Origin of the sequence: Pauljensenia sp. 20925_1_34, from assembly GCF_041432775.1 — a bacterium.
GTDB lineage: Bacteria > Actinomycetota > Actinomycetes > Actinomycetales > Actinomycetaceae > Pauljensenia.
In genome coordinates, this window is the sequence record NZ_JAPWAG010000023.1 from 1 (window position 1) to 14718 (window position 14718).

Sequence of the window (14718 nt, forward strand, 5' to 3'; positions counted from 1 at the left end):
GGGACCCCGAAGGATCCCGCCCCGGCAGGGTACACACCGGGCCGTCACACGATGGACATGGTGACGGTTGAGCCCTTCTTGATCTTGGAGCCACCGGCCGGGTCGGTCGAGCGCACGGTGTCGAAGAAGCCGCCGAGGATCAGCTCTTCCTGGACGGTGAATCCGGCGTTTTCGAGCTTGGTGCGCGCATCCTGGCGCTGGAGTCCGACGACGTCGGGCACGGCGACCGTCTCGGGGCCCTTGGACACGGTGTAGGCGACGGAGTCGCCGCGGTACAGGGTCGAGCCCTCGCGGGTCTGCTGGGAGATGACCTGGCCCTCGGCGACCGTGTCGGAGTAGGCCTCGCTCGGAGCGGCCACGAGACCCAGCGCCTCGATGGAGCTCTTGGCCGCGGAGGAGCTCTGACCCGCCACGCTCGGGACTGTTAGCGGTTCGCGCCCCTTGGACAAGACGACGTCGACGGTCGAGTCGTGGGCCAGTGAGGTGCCCGCGGCCACGGACTGCGAGATAACCTGGCCTTGGGCAACGTCCTCGGAGTAGGCGTCGGTAATCGCTCCGATGGCCAGGCCGGCGTCGCTCAGGGCGCGAGAGGCCATATCCTGGGTGCTGCCGACCAGGTTGGGAACCTCTTTCATGTCGATACCCTTGGACACGTAGAGGAGCACGGAGGCACGCTTGTGGACCGCACCGCCCCCGTCCGGGTCGGAGTGGGTGATGAAGCCGGATTGGACATCGTCGGAGAATTCCTCCTCGACCTGGGAGGCCAGGCCGAGTGTGGTGAGTTCTTCTTGCACCTCGTCGAGGGGGCGCCCGTCGGTGGCTGGCATCGTCAGGTAGGACCCAGGGCCGTATTCGGTCCACCACCAGCGTCCGCCGATGCCGGCGGCGACGAGTAGGAGGACAACGATCGTGGCCACCAGGATCGCGCGTGTCGACTTCTTGGTGGGGACCTGGCTGTTCGACTCCTTGGCGGAACCCGAGGTATGCACGGTGGTCACGGTCGTAGCGGCTGGGGCGGGCATGGCCTTCGTGAGGTGAGCGGAAAGCAGCTCGGTGTTCAGCGCGGTGGTCTGAGAGCCTCCCGACGCCTCAGCGCGCACGATCTCGGCGCGGCGGTTGGCGATGTCGGAAGGGATCGAGGCCGCGGCGCGTGCCACGAGTTCGATGGCGTCGGAGGCGTCAGCGGGGCGATTGGCGGGATCGCGAGCGGTGAGCGCTGCGACCAGGTCGTCGATGTCACGGGGGATCCACGTCTGGCTGGCGGACGGGCTGGGCACGTCGTCGGAGACGTGGTGCGAGGCGATCTGGAGGGGCGACTCTCCTGCCCAGGGCACGGCGCCGGTGAGCATCTCGTAGAGCATGATGCCCACGGAGTAGATGTCGGAGCGCGCGTCGGCCTCCGCGGTCAGGGCAATTTCGGGCGCGATGTAGGCGACCGTGCCGAGCATGTTGCCCGTGGAGGACATCGACACTTCCGAGGCCGCGCGCGCCAGGCCGAAGTCGGTGACCTTCGCGGGTCCATCGGTGGGAACGAGAATGTTCTCGGGCTTGATGTCGCGGTGAATGACGCCCATGCGGTGCGCGGCGCGCAGCGCTTCGAGGATGTTGGTGGTGTAGCGCAGCGCCTGCGGGATGGTGAAGGCGCCCTGTGCGGCGAGCAGGGCGCGCAGATTCGTCCCGTCGATCAGCTCCAAGACGAGGAAGCCCTGCCCGGCGACGACGCCCTGGTCGAAGACGGAGACGACGCCCGGGTGAACGATGCGGGCGGCGGCGCGCGCCTCGCGCCGGAAGCGTTCGACAAACGCCTCAGATTCTGCCAGGTGCGGGTGCATGACTTTGAGCGCAACGGGGCGCTCGAGGCGCTCGTCCTGGGCGATATACACGGTGGCCATGCCGCCTCGGGCCAGCCTGCGCGTGACACGGTAGCGCTCGTCGACCAGCACTCCAATCAGCGGGTCGGTTTGGTCGTATGTTTTCTCGTCGCTCACCTGGTCGATTCTATGGGAGTTTTTGGCAAATCATAGGAGGTGCGGGCGTCGGTGCGGCGCTGTCATGGGGTAGTGTTGCGCTCATGACACATGCTGACATCACCCTGTTGTCCATCGAGGACGTGTGCCGTCTGCTCGGCATTGAAGAGCGTCGCCTCAAGCAGCTGATCCGCGATCGAGTCCTCATTGATGGGCGCGACGCGAGCGGCACGCGCGGTGTCCCTCAGGAGCTCCTCGTCAAGGGGGCGAACGGGTGGGAGCCGCTGCCCTTCCTGCAGGGTACGCTCACGTTGCTCGCCGATGACGGCTTCACGCCCGAGGAGTCGCTGTCGTGGCTGTACGAGGTCCAGGATGAGCTCGGCGAGCGCCCGATCGACGCGCTGACCTCGGGGCGTCACCACCGGGTCAATCGCATCGCTTCGACGCTGGCGTTCTGAGAGTCCTCGCCCCGGTGTCTAGGCGCGCCGGGCGGTGAGGATGTCGCAGAGTTCACGCAGCATGGAGGCTGCGTCGGCGTCGACGTGTGAGGCGTTGAGCGCGCGGTGTCCCTCTTCGACCAGGCGTGCGATCTCTGCTTCGTGGGCGGCGCGCCCGTTGCGCTCGACGATCGCCGTGGCCCTCGCGATCTGCTCGGCCGAGGCCTCGGCTACCCCGAGCACCTCGGTGAGGGCTGTGCGCTCAGCGGGGGAGGAGGCCGCCCACGTGAGGGCGAGCAGGACAGTGCGCTTGCCCTCGCGCAGGTCGTCTCCGGCGGGCTTGCCGGTCACAGCGGGATCTCCGAAGACACCCAGGTCGTCATCGCGCAGCTGGAAGGCCAGGCCCCAGGGGGTCAGGATCGTCTCCAGGACCTCGATCAGTGGGAGAGCCTGCGCGAGCGAGGGAGCCCCGCAGATAGCACCCAGAACGCCGGGGTGGACCACCGAGTAGTGAGCGGACTTGTGGAGGGCGACCTCCAGGGCGGCGTCTGCACTGAGCGCGTCGGCGCGCTGGGGGTCCAGCGGGTGCTGTTCGGCCAGGATGTCGAGATACTGGCCCAGGGCCACCTCGGCGTGCATGTCGGCGAAACGCTGGGTGAACGTCTGGACGCAGTCGGCGCGCAGCTCCAGAGCCTGCTCATCGGCCTGCGCCGTTGCCGCAGAGAAAAGGAAATCACCCACGAGGATGGCGGCATTGAGACCAAAGGCGCTCGATGACCCGATCCAGCCCGCGTCGCTGTGACGCGTCGCCAGGGCGCGGTGAGGGGTGGGCTGTCCGCGGCGCTCGTCCGCGTGGTCAATGATGTCGTCGTGGACCAGGGCGCTGGCCTGGTAGAGCTCGAGCGCCGCGGCCAGGTGGGGCACGGAGGCGTCCGCGAGTGGCTTGCCGGAGGCCAAAGCCCATCCGACGTGCGCCATGAGGGCCCGGAAACGCTTGCCTCCCGCGGCCGAGGCCAACACGGCCTCGGCGAAATTCGACGATCGCGTATTCGCGCCCGCGCGCGTCAGGAGGCGGGCCAGGGCGGCGGCCGTCGCCTCGTCGATGTGGGGACGCAGCACGGAGAAACTCTCGCTCAGACTCATAGGGTCACTCTAACGGACCCTGCCAGCGCCGTGGGCGGCGAAGGCGGGGAAGATTCACACCTACCGTCAGGAAAACTACCGGGCGAGGCACTAGACTGGCGATGGTATGCCGATTTGCGATCGGCTGAGTTTTGCATACCCATCAATGAAAGGGACCCGAGTGAGTGCATCGCGCGCTTCGGCACAGGACTCCGCGACGAGTGAGGATATCGCGGAGGTGAAGGCCCCCGCTAAGAAGGCGACGCGCGCCAAGAAGGCCACGACGTCTGTGAAGGCTGAGGCTGCCGCGGGTACTGAGGAGAAAGCGGCCAAGAAGCCCGCTGCCAAGAAGACCACGAAGAAGGCTGCTCCCAAGAAAGCGACGAAGAAGGCTGCCGAGGCCGGCGAGGAGAAGGCGACGAAGAAGCCCGCCGCCAAGAAGGCGCGCGGCCGCAAGAAGAAGGACGCCGAGGTCGTCGAGGAGATCACCGAGGAACTCGAGGTCACGGAAGACGAGGACTTCGACCCTACGGGCGACGACCTCGAGGATCCCGAGCTGGTGGCCGACACCGAGGACGAGGATGTAGCCGAGGAGGAGGCTGAGGAAGAAGATCCCAAGGCCTCTGAGGGCGCCGCTCTGCGCGAGCGTACGAACGCTGGTATCCACGTCAAGGGCGGCTTCGTCGTCTCCGACTCTGACGAGACCGACGAGCCTGTCCAGCAGGTGACTGTCGCAGGCGCGACCGCCGACCCCGTCAAGGACTACCTCAAGCAGATCGGCAAGGTGTCCCTGCTCAACGCTGAGCAGGAAGTCGACCTTGCCCGCCGCATTGAGGCCGGTCTGTACGCCGAGTACAAGCTCAAGAACCAGGCCGACGAGATGACCAGCCGCGAGCGTCGCGAGCTGCACTTCCTCGCCCAGGACGGTCAGCAGGCCAAGAACCACCTGCTCGAGGCCAACCTGCGTCTGGTCGTGTCGCTGGCCAAGCGCTACACCGGCCGCGGCATGCAGTTCCTGGACCTCATCCAGGAAGGCAACCTTGGTCTTATCCGCGCGGTCGAAAAGTTCGACTACACGAAGGGCTACAAGTTCTCGACCTACGCGACGTGGTGGATCCGTCAGGCGATCACCCGAGCGATGGCCGACCAGGCCCGCACGATCCGTATCCCGGTGCACATGGTCGAGGTCATCAACAAGCTTGCGCGCGTTCAGCGCCAGATGCTCCAGGACCTGGGCCGCGAGCCCACGCCGGAGGAGCTGGCCAAGGAACTGGACATGACCGCCGAGAAGGTCGTCGAGGTCCAGAAGTACGGCCGCGAGCCCATCTCGCTGCACACGCCGCTGGGTGAGGACGGCGACTCCGAGTTCGGCGACCTCATTGAGGACTCTGAGGCCATTGTGCCCGCCGACGCCGTGTCCTTCACGCTCCTGCAGGAACAGCTCCACCACGTCCTGGACACGCTCTCCGAGCGTGAGGCCGGCGTCGTGTCGATGCGCTTCGGCCTGGGCGATGGCCAGCCCAAGACCCTCGACGAGATCGGCAAGGTCTACGGCGTCACGCGCGAGCGCATCCGCCAGATCGAGTCCAAGACGATGTCGAAGCTGCGCCACCCCTCGCGTTCGCAGGTGCTGCGCGACTACCTCGACTGACGCATAGTTAGTCCGTCATGGGGGCCAGGAACACGCGTTCCTGGCCCCCATGACAACATCGTCACAATGCGGTCAGCTTCGGGTGGCAGTGTCGCTTGTTGAGGGGTGTGTGAGGCAGGATGAAGACATGCTTGAGGGTACGTTGATTCTCGTTGTGACTGTCGTCCTGGTTATCGTCGTCGCGGGTGGCGTTGTGGCGGCACTCGCGCTGTCTCGGCGCAGCGCCGACGACTGGAAGGGCGTCATCAAGCGTGAGCGTGAAGAGATCACGCAGGAGGTGCGTACCCACTCCCTGCCCAAGCGAGCGGCTGGGTCTGGCGACGGTCCCGTCGTTCCGCGAACCTCCTCACTCGATGCGCTGCTGCAAGGTGCCGATTCGACGAGCGCCTATTTTGACGCTGATCGCCTGCCTGGCATCGACCGCCTCGAAAACGTCACCGGTCGCGTGAGTGGCCGATTTGATCGTGGCGGCAAGGGCGGTCAGGGTGGCACGGGAACTAAGGGCTCACAGGGGCACTAACGTGTCGTGACGGGACTCGCGCTTTCATCCAGATGCGTCCATGGGGGATAATGGCCCCATGGACGCATTTGTTTCATTCCTTCAAACACCGTGGGCCGTTGTCGTCGCCCTGGTGCTTGCGGTGCTCATCGGCCTCGTTATCCGCGTGGCCGTCAGCTCCAAGCGCCGTTCCGCCGACGACCTGCGCCCCGCGGACCAGCCCCAGGTGCCCGTTGCCGAGGAGAGCCCAGCGCCGAGTGATGGCGCCCAGGACAGCCCCGAGCAGCCGCGCGCCGGCCCCGAGGCCGTCGAAGAACCAGCCGTCGAGGTTGAGCCGACTGTAGAGGCCGCTCCCTCCGTCGAACGCCCCGAACCCGTGCGCGGGCGCATGGAGCGCCTGCGCGAACGGCTCGCCTCCTCCGGCGCGCTGGGCCGCGCCATCCTCGGAGTCCTCAGCCGCGGCCAGCTGAGCGCCGCCGACTGGGAAGAGATCGAAGAATCCCTCCTCATTGCGGACCTTGGCCTGGAGGCCACCGACTCCCTCATGGAGGCGCTCAAGCGCCGGGTCGCCGTCGAGTCCACGACCGACGAGGCCCGTATCCGCGAGATCCTGCGCGAGGAACTCCTTGCCCTTGTCGGCCCCGACATGGACCGCTCCCTGGACCTGAGCCGCCCCGAGGTGGATGGCACGGCCAAGCCCGCCGTCGTCCTCATGGTCGGCGTGAATGGCACCGGCAAGACCACCACGGTCGGTAAGCTCGCCCGCATCCTCGTTGCGGAGGACAAGTCCGTCCTCCTGGGAGCCGCCGACACCTTCCGCGCCGCAGCCGCGGACCAGCTGGCCACGTGGGGCGAGCGCGTGGGCGTCGACGTCGTGCGAAGCGACCGCGAGGGCGCAGACCCGGCCTCCGTTGCCTTCGAGGCTGTGCGCGAGGGTATCTCTCGCGACGTGGACGTCGTCCTCGTCGACACCGCCGGCCGACTCCAGAACAAGTCCACCCTCATGGACGAGCTCGGCAAGATCAAGCGCGTCATGGAAAAGCAGGCCCCCGTGTCCGAGGTGCTCCTGGTGCTGGACGCCACCACCGGCCAGAACGGCATGAAGCAGGCGGAGGTGTTCGCTCAGGCGACCGGCGTGACCGGCATCGTGCTGACCAAGCTGGACGGATCCGCCAAGGGCGGAATCGTCGTGTCGGTCCAGCGTGCGCTTGGCGTGCCCGTGAAGTTCGTCGGCCTGGGCGAAGGCGCGGATGATCTGGCCCCCTTCGACCCGCAGGGCTTCGTCGATGCGATCGTGGGTCGCGCCTAAACCCCCAATCCACGTCAGCTCCTCGGCCCCGGTCAGTCATACGACCGGGGCCGAGGTGCGCTAATCTGAGCTAGTACTGTAGCCATCTTGGGAGAACACACGTGTTTGGAAACCTGTCAGATCGCCTGACCCAATCCTTCCGCAACCTGCGCAGCCGCGGGGTCCTGACCGAGTCGGACGTCGACCAGGCGATTTCCGATATTCGCCGGGCGCTCATCGAGGCGGATGTCGCCCTCCCCGTCGTTCGTCAATTCACCTCCCAGGTGCGTGAGAAGGCCTACGGTGCGGCGCGCTCCAAGGCCCTCAACCCCGGCCAGCAGGTCGTCTCTATCGTTCACGACGAGCTCGTCGAGATTCTGGGCGGCGCCACCCGTGAGCTGACCTTCGCTCAGTCCGGCCCGACCGTCTTCATGCTGGCCGGCCTCCAGGGCGCCGGTAAGACGACGCTGGCCGGAAAGCTCGGCAAGTGGCTACGCGAGGAAGGCAAGACCGTCCTCCTCGTGGCCTCCGACCTCCAGCGCCCCAACGCCGTCCAGCAGCTCCAGGTCGTCGGCGAGCGCGCCGGCGTCAAGGTGTGGGCCCCCGAGCCGGGTAACGGCGTGGGTAACCCCGTCGAGGTTGCGCGCTCCGGCGTCGAATTCGCCCGCCAGAGCGGCATCAACGTTGTCATTGTCGATACCGCCGGCCGCCTGGGTGTCGACCAGGAGATGATGAACCAGGCGATCGCGATCCGCGATGCCGTGAGCCCCCACGAGATCATGTTCGTCCTGGACGCGATGGTGGGCCAGGACGCGGTTTCCACGTCCACCGCGTTCCGCGACGGCGTGGGCTTCACGGGTGTCGTCCTGTCCAAGCTGGACGGCGATGCCCGCGGCGGTGCGGCGCTGTCCGTGCGCGGCGTGACCGGCGCGCCCATCCTGTTTGCTTCCACGGGCGAGGGCCTGGAGGACTTCGAGCGCTTCCACCCGGACCGTATGGCCGGTCGCATCCTCGACATGGGCGACATCCTGACGCTCATCGAGCAGGCCGAAAAGAAGATGGACGCAGAGGAGGCCGAAAAGGTCGCCTCCAAGGCGCTCGCCGGCCAGCTGACCCTCGGCGATTTCCTGAGCCAGCTTCAGCAGATCAAGAAGCTGGGCTCCATGAAGAAGATGCTCGGCATGATCCCGGGCGCGGCCCAGCTGCGCGACCAGATCGAGAACTTCGACGAACGCGAGGTGGATCGCGTCGAGGCCATCGTCCGTTCGATGACCCCCGCCGAGCGTGAGGACGTGTCCATCCTCAACGGCTCGCGCCGCGCGCGTATCGCCCGCGGCTCTGGCACGACCGTCACCGAGGTCAACCAGCTTGTCCAGCGCTTCGAGGCGGCCCGCGAAATGATGGGCCAGATGGGTCAGATGGGCGGGGGAGTGCCCGGCATGGGCGCCCTGCCCGGTCGCGGCGGCAAGGCCAAGCAGAAGGCCAACGCCCGCAAGGCGCAGGCGCAGCGCGCTCGCGTGAAGAAGAAGGCCCGCTCTGGCAACCCCGCTAAGCGTCGCCAGCAGGAGCTCGAGGCCATGCTGCCCCCGTCGGAGCGCAGCGCCCCGCAGGGCTCGTCTTTCGGAGCTCCGACCGAGGCCCCCGCTCCGCGTCCGACGATCGACGATCTGCCGGACGACGTCAAGCGCATGCTCGGCCAGCTCTGAGCCATGCTCGTCACCGGCGTCGGCCTGTGGGCCGAGGATGCGTGCGCGCGCCCTGAGTGGGTCACTGGCACGTGGTCTGTCACCGACGGGCGCATACGCCGCGTCGGCGACGATCAGCGCGAGCGCGCGCAGCACGTCGGATTCATCGTCCCGGGCATGGCTGACGCCCACTGTCATATCGGCTACTCCGACGACGGGTCTGTCTCGCCCGAGGAGATGGTGAGCCAGGCGGGTGCAACGCTTGCCAGTGGCGTGACGCTCGTGCGCGACTGCGGCGTGCCCGTCGACAACTCCGGCGTGCGTGATCTGGTCGGCCCGCGGCTCATCCGTTGCGGCCGCCACGTCGCGCGCCCCAAGCGTTACATGCGCGGCCTGCCGCTCGATGTCGAGGATCAGCGCGAGCTGCCCGGCGTTCTGGTGGACATGGCGCGCGGCTCGGATGGCTGGGTGAAGATCGTCGGCGACTGGATCGACCGCTCGGGCGGAGCCGATTCCGACCTGATGCCCCTGTGGGAGCCCGCGGTTCTGCGCGATGCGGTCGCCGCCGTTCACGAGGCCGGGGCGCGGATCGCGGTCCATGCTTTCTCTCACCGTGTCATCGACTCACTCATCGAGGCCGGGGTCGACGACATCGAGCACGGCAGCGGCATCGACGCGGACCAGGCCAGCGAGATCGCCGCCCGTGGAATCGCTGTGACGCCGACCCTGCGTCAGGTGGAGCTCTTCCGCCACTTCGCCGCGCAGGCGGGCACCAAGTACCCCGTGTATGCGGCCACGATGCAGGCCATGTACGACAATCGGCGCGAGCACTTCCAGATGCTGCTTGACGCCGATGTCCTGCTGCTGCAGGGCACCGACTCGGGCGGCTATCAGGAGCACGGCTCCATCGCGGGCGAACTGGACCTGTGGGCGCGCTGGGGTGCATCCGCTCGGACCATCATCGACGCCTCCACCTGGGTCACCCAGCTCTACCTGGGCCGCCCCGGCCTCGTCGAGGCGGGCCCGGCGGACCTGCTGATCCTCGATGAGGATCCGCGCACCGACCCCCTGGCCATGGCGCGTCCCCGCGCGGTCTACGTCGGCGGAACGCTCGCGTGGGAGCGCGCCTAACCGGCAGCTCCCGGACGTGATTGATCTAACCGTGCTGCGCCGCCGGGCTCGGAGTTCCCATGTGGGAAATTGCGCCAAATTGTGGCATAATCGCTAGCTGTACCCGGCGGTTCGTAGACCCTCTCACTGCGGATCGTCGTGTCCCGGTCCGATGCGACCCCTGTGTTTCCCACCTTGGGACGCAAAGGTCCACACCAATTCTGAAATGGAGAGACCACTCAAGTGGCAGTTCGAATTCGCCTGAAGCGCGTGGGTAAGATCCACGCCGCCCAGTACCGTGTTGTCGTCGTCGATTCGCGCAAGAAGCGTGACGGCCGCGTCATCGAAGAGGTCGGCTACTACGATCCTCAGCCCGACCCGTCGGTCATTCGTATCGACTCTGAGCGCGCCCAGTACTGGCTCGGCGTTGGCGCTCAGCCCTCCGACCAGGTCCGCAACCTGCTGGTCCTGACCGGTGACATCGCCAAGTTCAACGGCAAGGCCGACGCGGTTTCCCGCGTCATCGTCTCCGAGGCCGACAAGGCCGCCCAGGCCGAGCAGGCCATCAAGGACGCCGAGGCTGCGGCCGAGAAGTCCAAGGCTGCTGCCTCCGCCAAGAAGGCCGAGGAAGAGGCTGCTGCTGCCGCAGCTGCCGCCGAGGCCGAGCAGGCTTCTGACGAAGCCGCTGGAGAGGATGCCTGAGCATGCTCGCCGACGCGCTGGAGCACCTGGTCAGCGGCATCGTTGACCACCCCGAAGATGTCGAGGTGACCCCTCGTTCGATGCGACGCGGTCAGCTTCTTGAGGTTCGCGTGAACCCCGAGGATCTGGGTCGCGTGATCGGACGCGGCGGTCGGACGGCTCGCGCTCTGCGCACCGTCATGGGTGCGCTGTCTACGCGCGGCACCGTTCGAGTCGACGTCGTCGACACGGATCGCGAGTAAGACTCGCACACGTCACGAAGGGGTCCGGCATTGCCGGGCCCCTTCGTTGTATCCTTCGGGAAGATTCCCCGTTTATGGTGAGGAGAACCCATGCAGCTCACAGCCGCTATCGTCGGCCCCGCTCACGGCCTGTGCGGCGAGGTCATTCTCGACGTTCGCAGCGACGATCCTGAGGTGTTGGCCCCCGGGGCATCCCTGGAGATCGCGGGCCGCGGCGCCGCCCTGACCGTGCGAAGCGTGCGCGTCCACAAGGACCGCGTCCTGGCCTCCTTCGAGGAATGTGCCTCCCGCGAGGACGCCGAGGCGCTACGCGGAGCTCGACTCCTCGTCGAGGAACACGAGGAAGAAGACGCGTGGTACCCCCACCAGCTCAAGGGCCTTTCGGCGCGCACGCCGGGCGGAGAGGACCTGGGGACGGTCACCGGCCTGACCCCCGGAGCCGCGCAGGACCTGCTGCTCGTCAAGACGCCCGCAGGTACCGTCATGGTTCCTTTCGTCACCCAGCTCGTGCCCACCGTCGACGTCGAGGGCGGCGTCGTCATCATCGACGCACCTCCCGGCCTGTTTGACGACCAGGCGGTCTCGGAGCGGGACGGCAAGTAGCGTGCGCTTCGACCTGATCTCCATTTTCCCCGAGTACTTCGCGCCCCTGACCCTGTCCCTCATGGGCAAGGCCGAGGATGCTGGCCTCGTGTCCCTCGCATCGCACGACCTACGCGAGTGGGCGAGTGGCAAACACCGCAGCGTCGACGACACGCCCTACGGCGGCGGCGCCGGCATGGTGATGCGCGCCGACGTGTGGGCGCGCGCCCTCGACGAGGTCCTGGCGACCTCCCTTGGGGCCGATGCCGCGCAGGAAGCCCCGGCCTCGTCCCGTCGTGTCCTCGCGATCCCCACACCCTCGGGCACCCCGCTCATCCAGGGCCTCGTCGAGGACCTGGCTCACGCCGATCAGATCGTCGTGGCCTGCGGGCGCTACGAGGGCATCGACGCGCGCGTCGCCGACCACTACCGCAGCGCAGGCGTGGAGGTGCTGGAGTTCTCCATCGGCGACTACGTGCTCAACGGCGGCGAGGTCGCCGCGATGGTGTTGACCGAGGCCGTGGCTCGTCTGCTCGATGGCTTCATGGGCAACCCGGACTCCCTGGTTGAGGAGTCGCACTCGGGCGCGGGCTTGCTCGAATACCCCGTGTTCACCAAGCCGCGCGAGTTTCGCTCCCTCGAGGTTCCCGAGGTGCTGCTGGGCGGCAACCACGCGGCCATCGAGCGGTGGCGGCGCGACCGCGCGATCGAAAAGACCGTGGCGGTACGCCCGGACCTCGCCCTCTCGCTCGATGCGGCCTCGCTCAGCGGCCCCGATCGCGCGACGTTGGCCTCCTGCGGTGTCGCTTACCCGCGAGCGGGCGCGGCGGAGCGGCTCGAGGTGCGACTGGCTCAGCTTGAGGACACCGTCGCGGTCAGCGAGCTTGCCGCGCGCACGTTCCCGGACGCCTGCCCCGCGAACCTGCCCCAGGACGCCATCGAGGAACACATCGCCACGCAGCTGAGCGCGGACGTGTTTGACGCTCTTATTTCCGATCCCGAGCGCCACCGTCTCTTCGTTGCCGAGGTCTGGGGTGGCCTCGTCGGATACGTGCTCACCCACATCGGATCCGAAGCGCTTCCGGCCGATCTCGTGCGTCCCGGACGCGTCGAGGAGGGCAGCGCCTACCTGTCCAAGTGCTACGTGGATGCGGCGTGGCGGGGCAGCGGCATCGCCGACGTCCTCCTCGAGCGCGCCGTCGCGGACGCCGAGCAGGCGGGCCACCGCGCGATCGTGCTGGGAACCAACCGCGGCAATAAGGGGGCGCAGGCCTTCTACAAGAGGCATGGCTTCCGCAAGCGCTCGACGCGAACCTTCGACGTCGGGGGAGTGATCAACTACGACGTCGTCATGGTGCGTGATCTCACGACGCCGGTCGAGTAAACGCTCGCCTCACAGGGCGCAACTGTGGGACAATAACCCAGGATTGTGCGCGGTTCATCCTGCCGCAGGGGGACACCGAGGCGCACGATCAAACGAACGAATGAGCGGGATCACCCCGCCCAACCAGGCGCTTCCGACCTGCGGCAGATGCGTCAAGGAGAAAAAATGCAGAAGCTGGACGCCGTTGACGCGCCTTCGCTGCGCGATGACATCCCGCCGTTCCGCGCGGGCGACACCCTCAAGGTGCACGTCAAGGTTATCGAAGGCAACCGCTCCCGTATCCAGGTCTTCCAGGGTGTCGTGATCGCTCGTCGCGGTCACGGCGTGTCCGCCACGTTCACCATCCGTAAGGTTTCCTTCGGCGTGGGCGTTGAGCGTACCTTCCCGGTTCACGCCCCCACGATCGACCACATCGAGGTCGTCACCAAGGGCGACGTGCGCCGCGCCAAGCTCTACTACCTGCGTGAGCGTCACGGCAAGGCCGCCAAGATCAAGGAGCACCGCTCCGGCAAGGCCGAGTGAGGCCAGCCGGGCCACGCGCCTTGGCATTTTTCACGGAAAGGCCCGACACCGCGCGCCGGTGTCGGGCCTCGCCGTATCCTTGGATGGTTACACAGACATGAAGGAGAGTGCATGACCTCGACTGCTAGCCCCTCGCTCGGACCGGTGCATGCGCCTTCGCTACGGGATCGCGAGCGCGCTGAGGCGCGAGCCCGGCGCAACCCCTGGGTGTGGCTGCGCGAGATCATCGTCATTATCATCGTCGCGCTTTTGATCTCCTCGCTGCTGCGCGCCTTTGTCGTGCAGGTCTTCTGGATCCCCTCGCCGTCGATGCGCAACACCCTGGTGGAGGATGACCGTATCGCTGTCTCGCGTATCGACGCGCTGCGCTCCAACGTTCACCGCGGCGACGTCGTCGTCTTCGACGACACGCTCGGATGGCTTGGAAGCACCGATGTTGCCACCCCGTCGATCGCGCGCAAGATCGGCGAGTTCACCGGCTTCGTGCCCGGCGGTACAGAACAGACGCTCGTCAAGCGCGTCATCGGCGTGGGCGGCGACCACGTGACCTGCGAGAGCTCGTCCGGCAAGGTGAGCGTCAACGGGGTTGAGATCGACGAGCCCTACGTCGCCGACGGCCAGGTGCCCTGCGGCGAGCGCATCTTCGACGTGACTGTCCCCGAGGGCTACCTGTGGGTGATGGGCGATAATCGCTCGAACTCTGCTGACTCTCGCTACCACATGGGGGAGGGCCAGTCGCCCTTCGTCCCCGTTTCCTCCGTGGTGGGCACCGTTCAGGCCGTCATCTGGCCGACGTCTCACTGGAGCACGAACGTGGGGCACCCCGAGGTCTTTTCCTCCGTTCCCAATCCCTCATGACCACCGCGTCGCGCGAGCTTGAGCGCTCGCTTGCCTCTGACTGGGGCATTGTTGCTGGCATGGACGAGGTTGGGCGCGGCGCGCTGGCCGGCCCCGTTGCCGTCGGCGTCGCCCTGATCGGCGTGCACGCCGGACCCGTGCCTGAGGGGCTGACCGACTCCAAGGCGCTCACCCCGCGCCGTCGAGACGCTCTCGTCGAGCCTATTCAGTCCTGGGTCCAAGACTGTGCCGTCGGATACGCCTCGCCTCAGGAGATCGATCGGTGGGGGATCATTGTCGCGCTGCGCCTTGCTGGGCGCCGAGCCCTCGCCGACGTCGCGAGCCGAGGCCTCGTCCCCGGTGGTGTCCTCTTGGACGGCTCCCATGACTGGCTGTCCGAACCCGATGACCTGTTCGGGGCAATCGACGGACCTGAGGATCCGTTCGGCGTGGAGCTTCCGGTCCACATGCAGGTCAAGGCCGACCTGTCCTGCGCCGTCGTTGCCGCTGCCTCAGTCCTGGCTAAGGTCGCGCGTGACCGTCTCATGACCGACGCCGACGACCCGGGGTACGGATGGGCTTCCAACAAGGGCTACGGGTCGGCTGCGCACGCTCGGGCCATCGCTGAGCTGGGTGTTTGCGACTTTCATCGCCGTTCCTGGAAGATGCCGACGAAGCCCACAAAGTAGG

Annotated in this window: 15 protein-coding genes; 13 read left to right on the forward strand and 2 right to left on the reverse strand. The window is 67.1% G+C overall.

Going from position 1 to position 14718, the window contains the following annotated elements; genetic code table 11:
- Positions 1 to 44 precede the first annotated feature (44 nt).
- A complete protein-coding gene (pknB, locus tag O3669_RS08355; RefSeq protein ID WP_314768160.1) occupies positions 45 to 1988 on the reverse strand; it encodes a Stk1 family PASTA domain-containing Ser/Thr kinase in 1944 nt (647 codons plus the stop codon).
- A gap of 83 nt (positions 1989 to 2071) precedes the next feature.
- Between pknB and O3669_RS08360 the strand changes: the two genes are divergently transcribed.
- Complete coding sequence (locus O3669_RS08360; RefSeq protein ID WP_295918712.1) at positions 2072 to 2425, forward strand: Rv2175c family DNA-binding protein; 354 nt, start codon at positions 2072 to 2074, stop codon at positions 2423 to 2425.
- 18 nt (positions 2426 to 2443) lie between these two features.
- Here O3669_RS08360 and O3669_RS08365 read toward each other — a convergent pair whose 3' ends face one another.
- Positions 2444 to 3547 (reverse strand): polyprenyl synthetase family protein, encoded by a 1104-nt coding sequence (locus O3669_RS08365; RefSeq protein WP_371524359.1) that lies wholly within the window; start codon positions 3545 to 3547, stop codon positions 2444 to 2446.
- 145 nt (positions 3548 to 3692) lie between these two features.
- On the opposite strand from O3669_RS08365, the gene O3669_RS08370 reads away from it, so the two are divergent.
- From O3669_RS08370 to O3669_RS08425, 12 genes are all read left to right on the forward strand, one after another.
- On the forward strand, positions 3693 to 5177 hold the full coding sequence (locus tag O3669_RS08370) for an RNA polymerase sigma factor (protein WP_371524360.1): 1485 nt from the start codon (positions 3693 to 3695) through the stop codon (positions 5175 to 5177).
- A 127-nt stretch (positions 5178 to 5304) separates the two neighbouring features.
- The gene (locus O3669_RS08375) at positions 5305 to 5697 is read left to right on the forward strand and encodes an ABC transporter (protein ID WP_295918717.1); all 393 of its coding nucleotides are present in this window, start codon (positions 5305 to 5307) and stop codon (positions 5695 to 5697) included.
- A gap of 58 nt (positions 5698 to 5755) precedes the next feature.
- On the forward strand, positions 5756 to 6985 hold the full coding sequence (gene ftsY / locus O3669_RS08380; protein WP_314768155.1) for a signal recognition particle-docking protein FtsY: 1230 nt from the start codon (positions 5756 to 5758) through the stop codon (positions 6983 to 6985).
- Between the two features lie 101 nt (positions 6986 to 7086).
- Positions 7087 to 8670: a signal recognition particle protein gene (gene ffh, locus O3669_RS08385; RefSeq protein ID WP_371524361.1), complete on the forward strand. Its 1584-nt coding sequence runs from the start codon at positions 7087 to 7089 to the stop codon at positions 8668 to 8670.
- Positions 8671 to 8673: 3 nt separating this feature from the next.
- The gene (locus O3669_RS08390) at positions 8674 to 9780 is read left to right on the forward strand and encodes an amidohydrolase family protein (protein ID WP_371524362.1); all 1107 of its coding nucleotides are present in this window, start codon (positions 8674 to 8676) and stop codon (positions 9778 to 9780) included.
- A 222-nt stretch (positions 9781 to 10002) separates the two neighbouring features.
- Positions 10003 to 10461: a 30S ribosomal protein S16 gene (rpsP, locus tag O3669_RS08395; protein WP_314768150.1), complete on the forward strand. Its 459-nt coding sequence runs from the start codon at positions 10003 to 10005 to the stop codon at positions 10459 to 10461.
- 2 nt (positions 10462 to 10463) lie between these two features.
- The gene (locus O3669_RS08400; protein WP_003792828.1) at positions 10464 to 10703 is read left to right on the forward strand and encodes an RNA-binding protein; all 240 of its coding nucleotides are present in this window, start codon (positions 10464 to 10466) and stop codon (positions 10701 to 10703) included.
- 90 nt (positions 10704 to 10793) lie between these two features.
- A complete protein-coding gene (rimM, locus tag O3669_RS08405; protein ID WP_371524363.1) occupies positions 10794 to 11306 on the forward strand; it encodes a ribosome maturation factor RimM in 513 nt (170 codons plus the stop codon).
- A 1-nt stretch (position 11307) separates the two neighbouring features.
- The gene (gene trmD / locus O3669_RS08410; RefSeq protein ID WP_295967432.1) at positions 11308 to 12669 is read left to right on the forward strand and encodes a tRNA (guanosine(37)-N1)-methyltransferase TrmD; all 1362 of its coding nucleotides are present in this window, start codon (positions 11308 to 11310) and stop codon (positions 12667 to 12669) included.
- A gap of 165 nt (positions 12670 to 12834) precedes the next feature.
- The gene (gene rplS / locus O3669_RS08415) at positions 12835 to 13191 is read left to right on the forward strand and encodes a 50S ribosomal protein L19 (RefSeq protein WP_295918738.1); all 357 of its coding nucleotides are present in this window, start codon (positions 12835 to 12837) and stop codon (positions 13189 to 13191) included.
- Between the two features lie 111 nt (positions 13192 to 13302).
- Positions 13303 to 14049 (forward strand): signal peptidase I, encoded by a 747-nt coding sequence (lepB, locus tag O3669_RS08420; RefSeq protein ID WP_295918741.1) that lies wholly within the window; start codon positions 13303 to 13305, stop codon positions 14047 to 14049.
- Positions 14046 to 14717: a ribonuclease HII gene (locus tag O3669_RS08425; protein WP_371524364.1), complete on the forward strand. Its 672-nt coding sequence runs from the start codon at positions 14046 to 14048 to the stop codon at positions 14715 to 14717. The genes lepB and O3669_RS08425 overlap by 4 nt, the downstream gene beginning before the upstream one ends.
- Position 14718: the final 1 nt, after the last annotated feature.

Bases quoted from the DNA above. Each gene is read 5' to 3' on its own strand.
- O3669_RS08360 (WP_295918712.1), top strand. From the start codon at position 2,072: ATGACACATGCTGACATCACCCTGTTGTCCATCGAGGACGTGTGCCGT.
- O3669_RS08365 (WP_371524359.1), bottom strand. From the start codon at position 3,547: ATGAGTCTGAGCGAGAGTTTCTCCGTGCTGCGTCCCCACATCGACGAG.
- O3669_RS08370 (WP_371524360.1), top strand. From the start codon at position 3,693: ATGAAAGGGACCCGAGTGAGTGCATCGCGCGCTTCGGCACAGGACTCC.
- O3669_RS08375 (WP_295918717.1), top strand. From the start codon at position 5,305: ATGCTTGAGGGTACGTTGATTCTCGTTGTGACTGTCGTCCTGGTTATC.
- ftsY (WP_314768155.1), top strand. From the start codon at position 5,756: ATGGACGCATTTGTTTCATTCCTTCAAACACCGTGGGCCGTTGTCGTC.
- O3669_RS08390 (WP_371524362.1), top strand. From the start codon at position 8,674: ATGCTCGTCACCGGCGTCGGCCTGTGGGCCGAGGATGCGTGCGCGCGC.
- O3669_RS08400 (WP_003792828.1), top strand. From the start codon at position 10,464: ATGCTCGCCGACGCGCTGGAGCACCTGGTCAGCGGCATCGTTGACCAC.
- rimM (WP_371524363.1), top strand. From the start codon at position 10,794: ATGCAGCTCACAGCCGCTATCGTCGGCCCCGCTCACGGCCTGTGCGGC.
- rplS (WP_295918738.1), top strand. From the start codon at position 12,835: ATGCAGAAGCTGGACGCCGTTGACGCGCCTTCGCTGCGCGATGACATC.
- lepB (WP_295918741.1), top strand. From the start codon at position 13,303: ATGACCTCGACTGCTAGCCCCTCGCTCGGACCGGTGCATGCGCCTTCG.
- O3669_RS08425 (WP_371524364.1), top strand. From the start codon at position 14,046: ATGACCACCGCGTCGCGCGAGCTTGAGCGCTCGCTTGCCTCTGACTGG.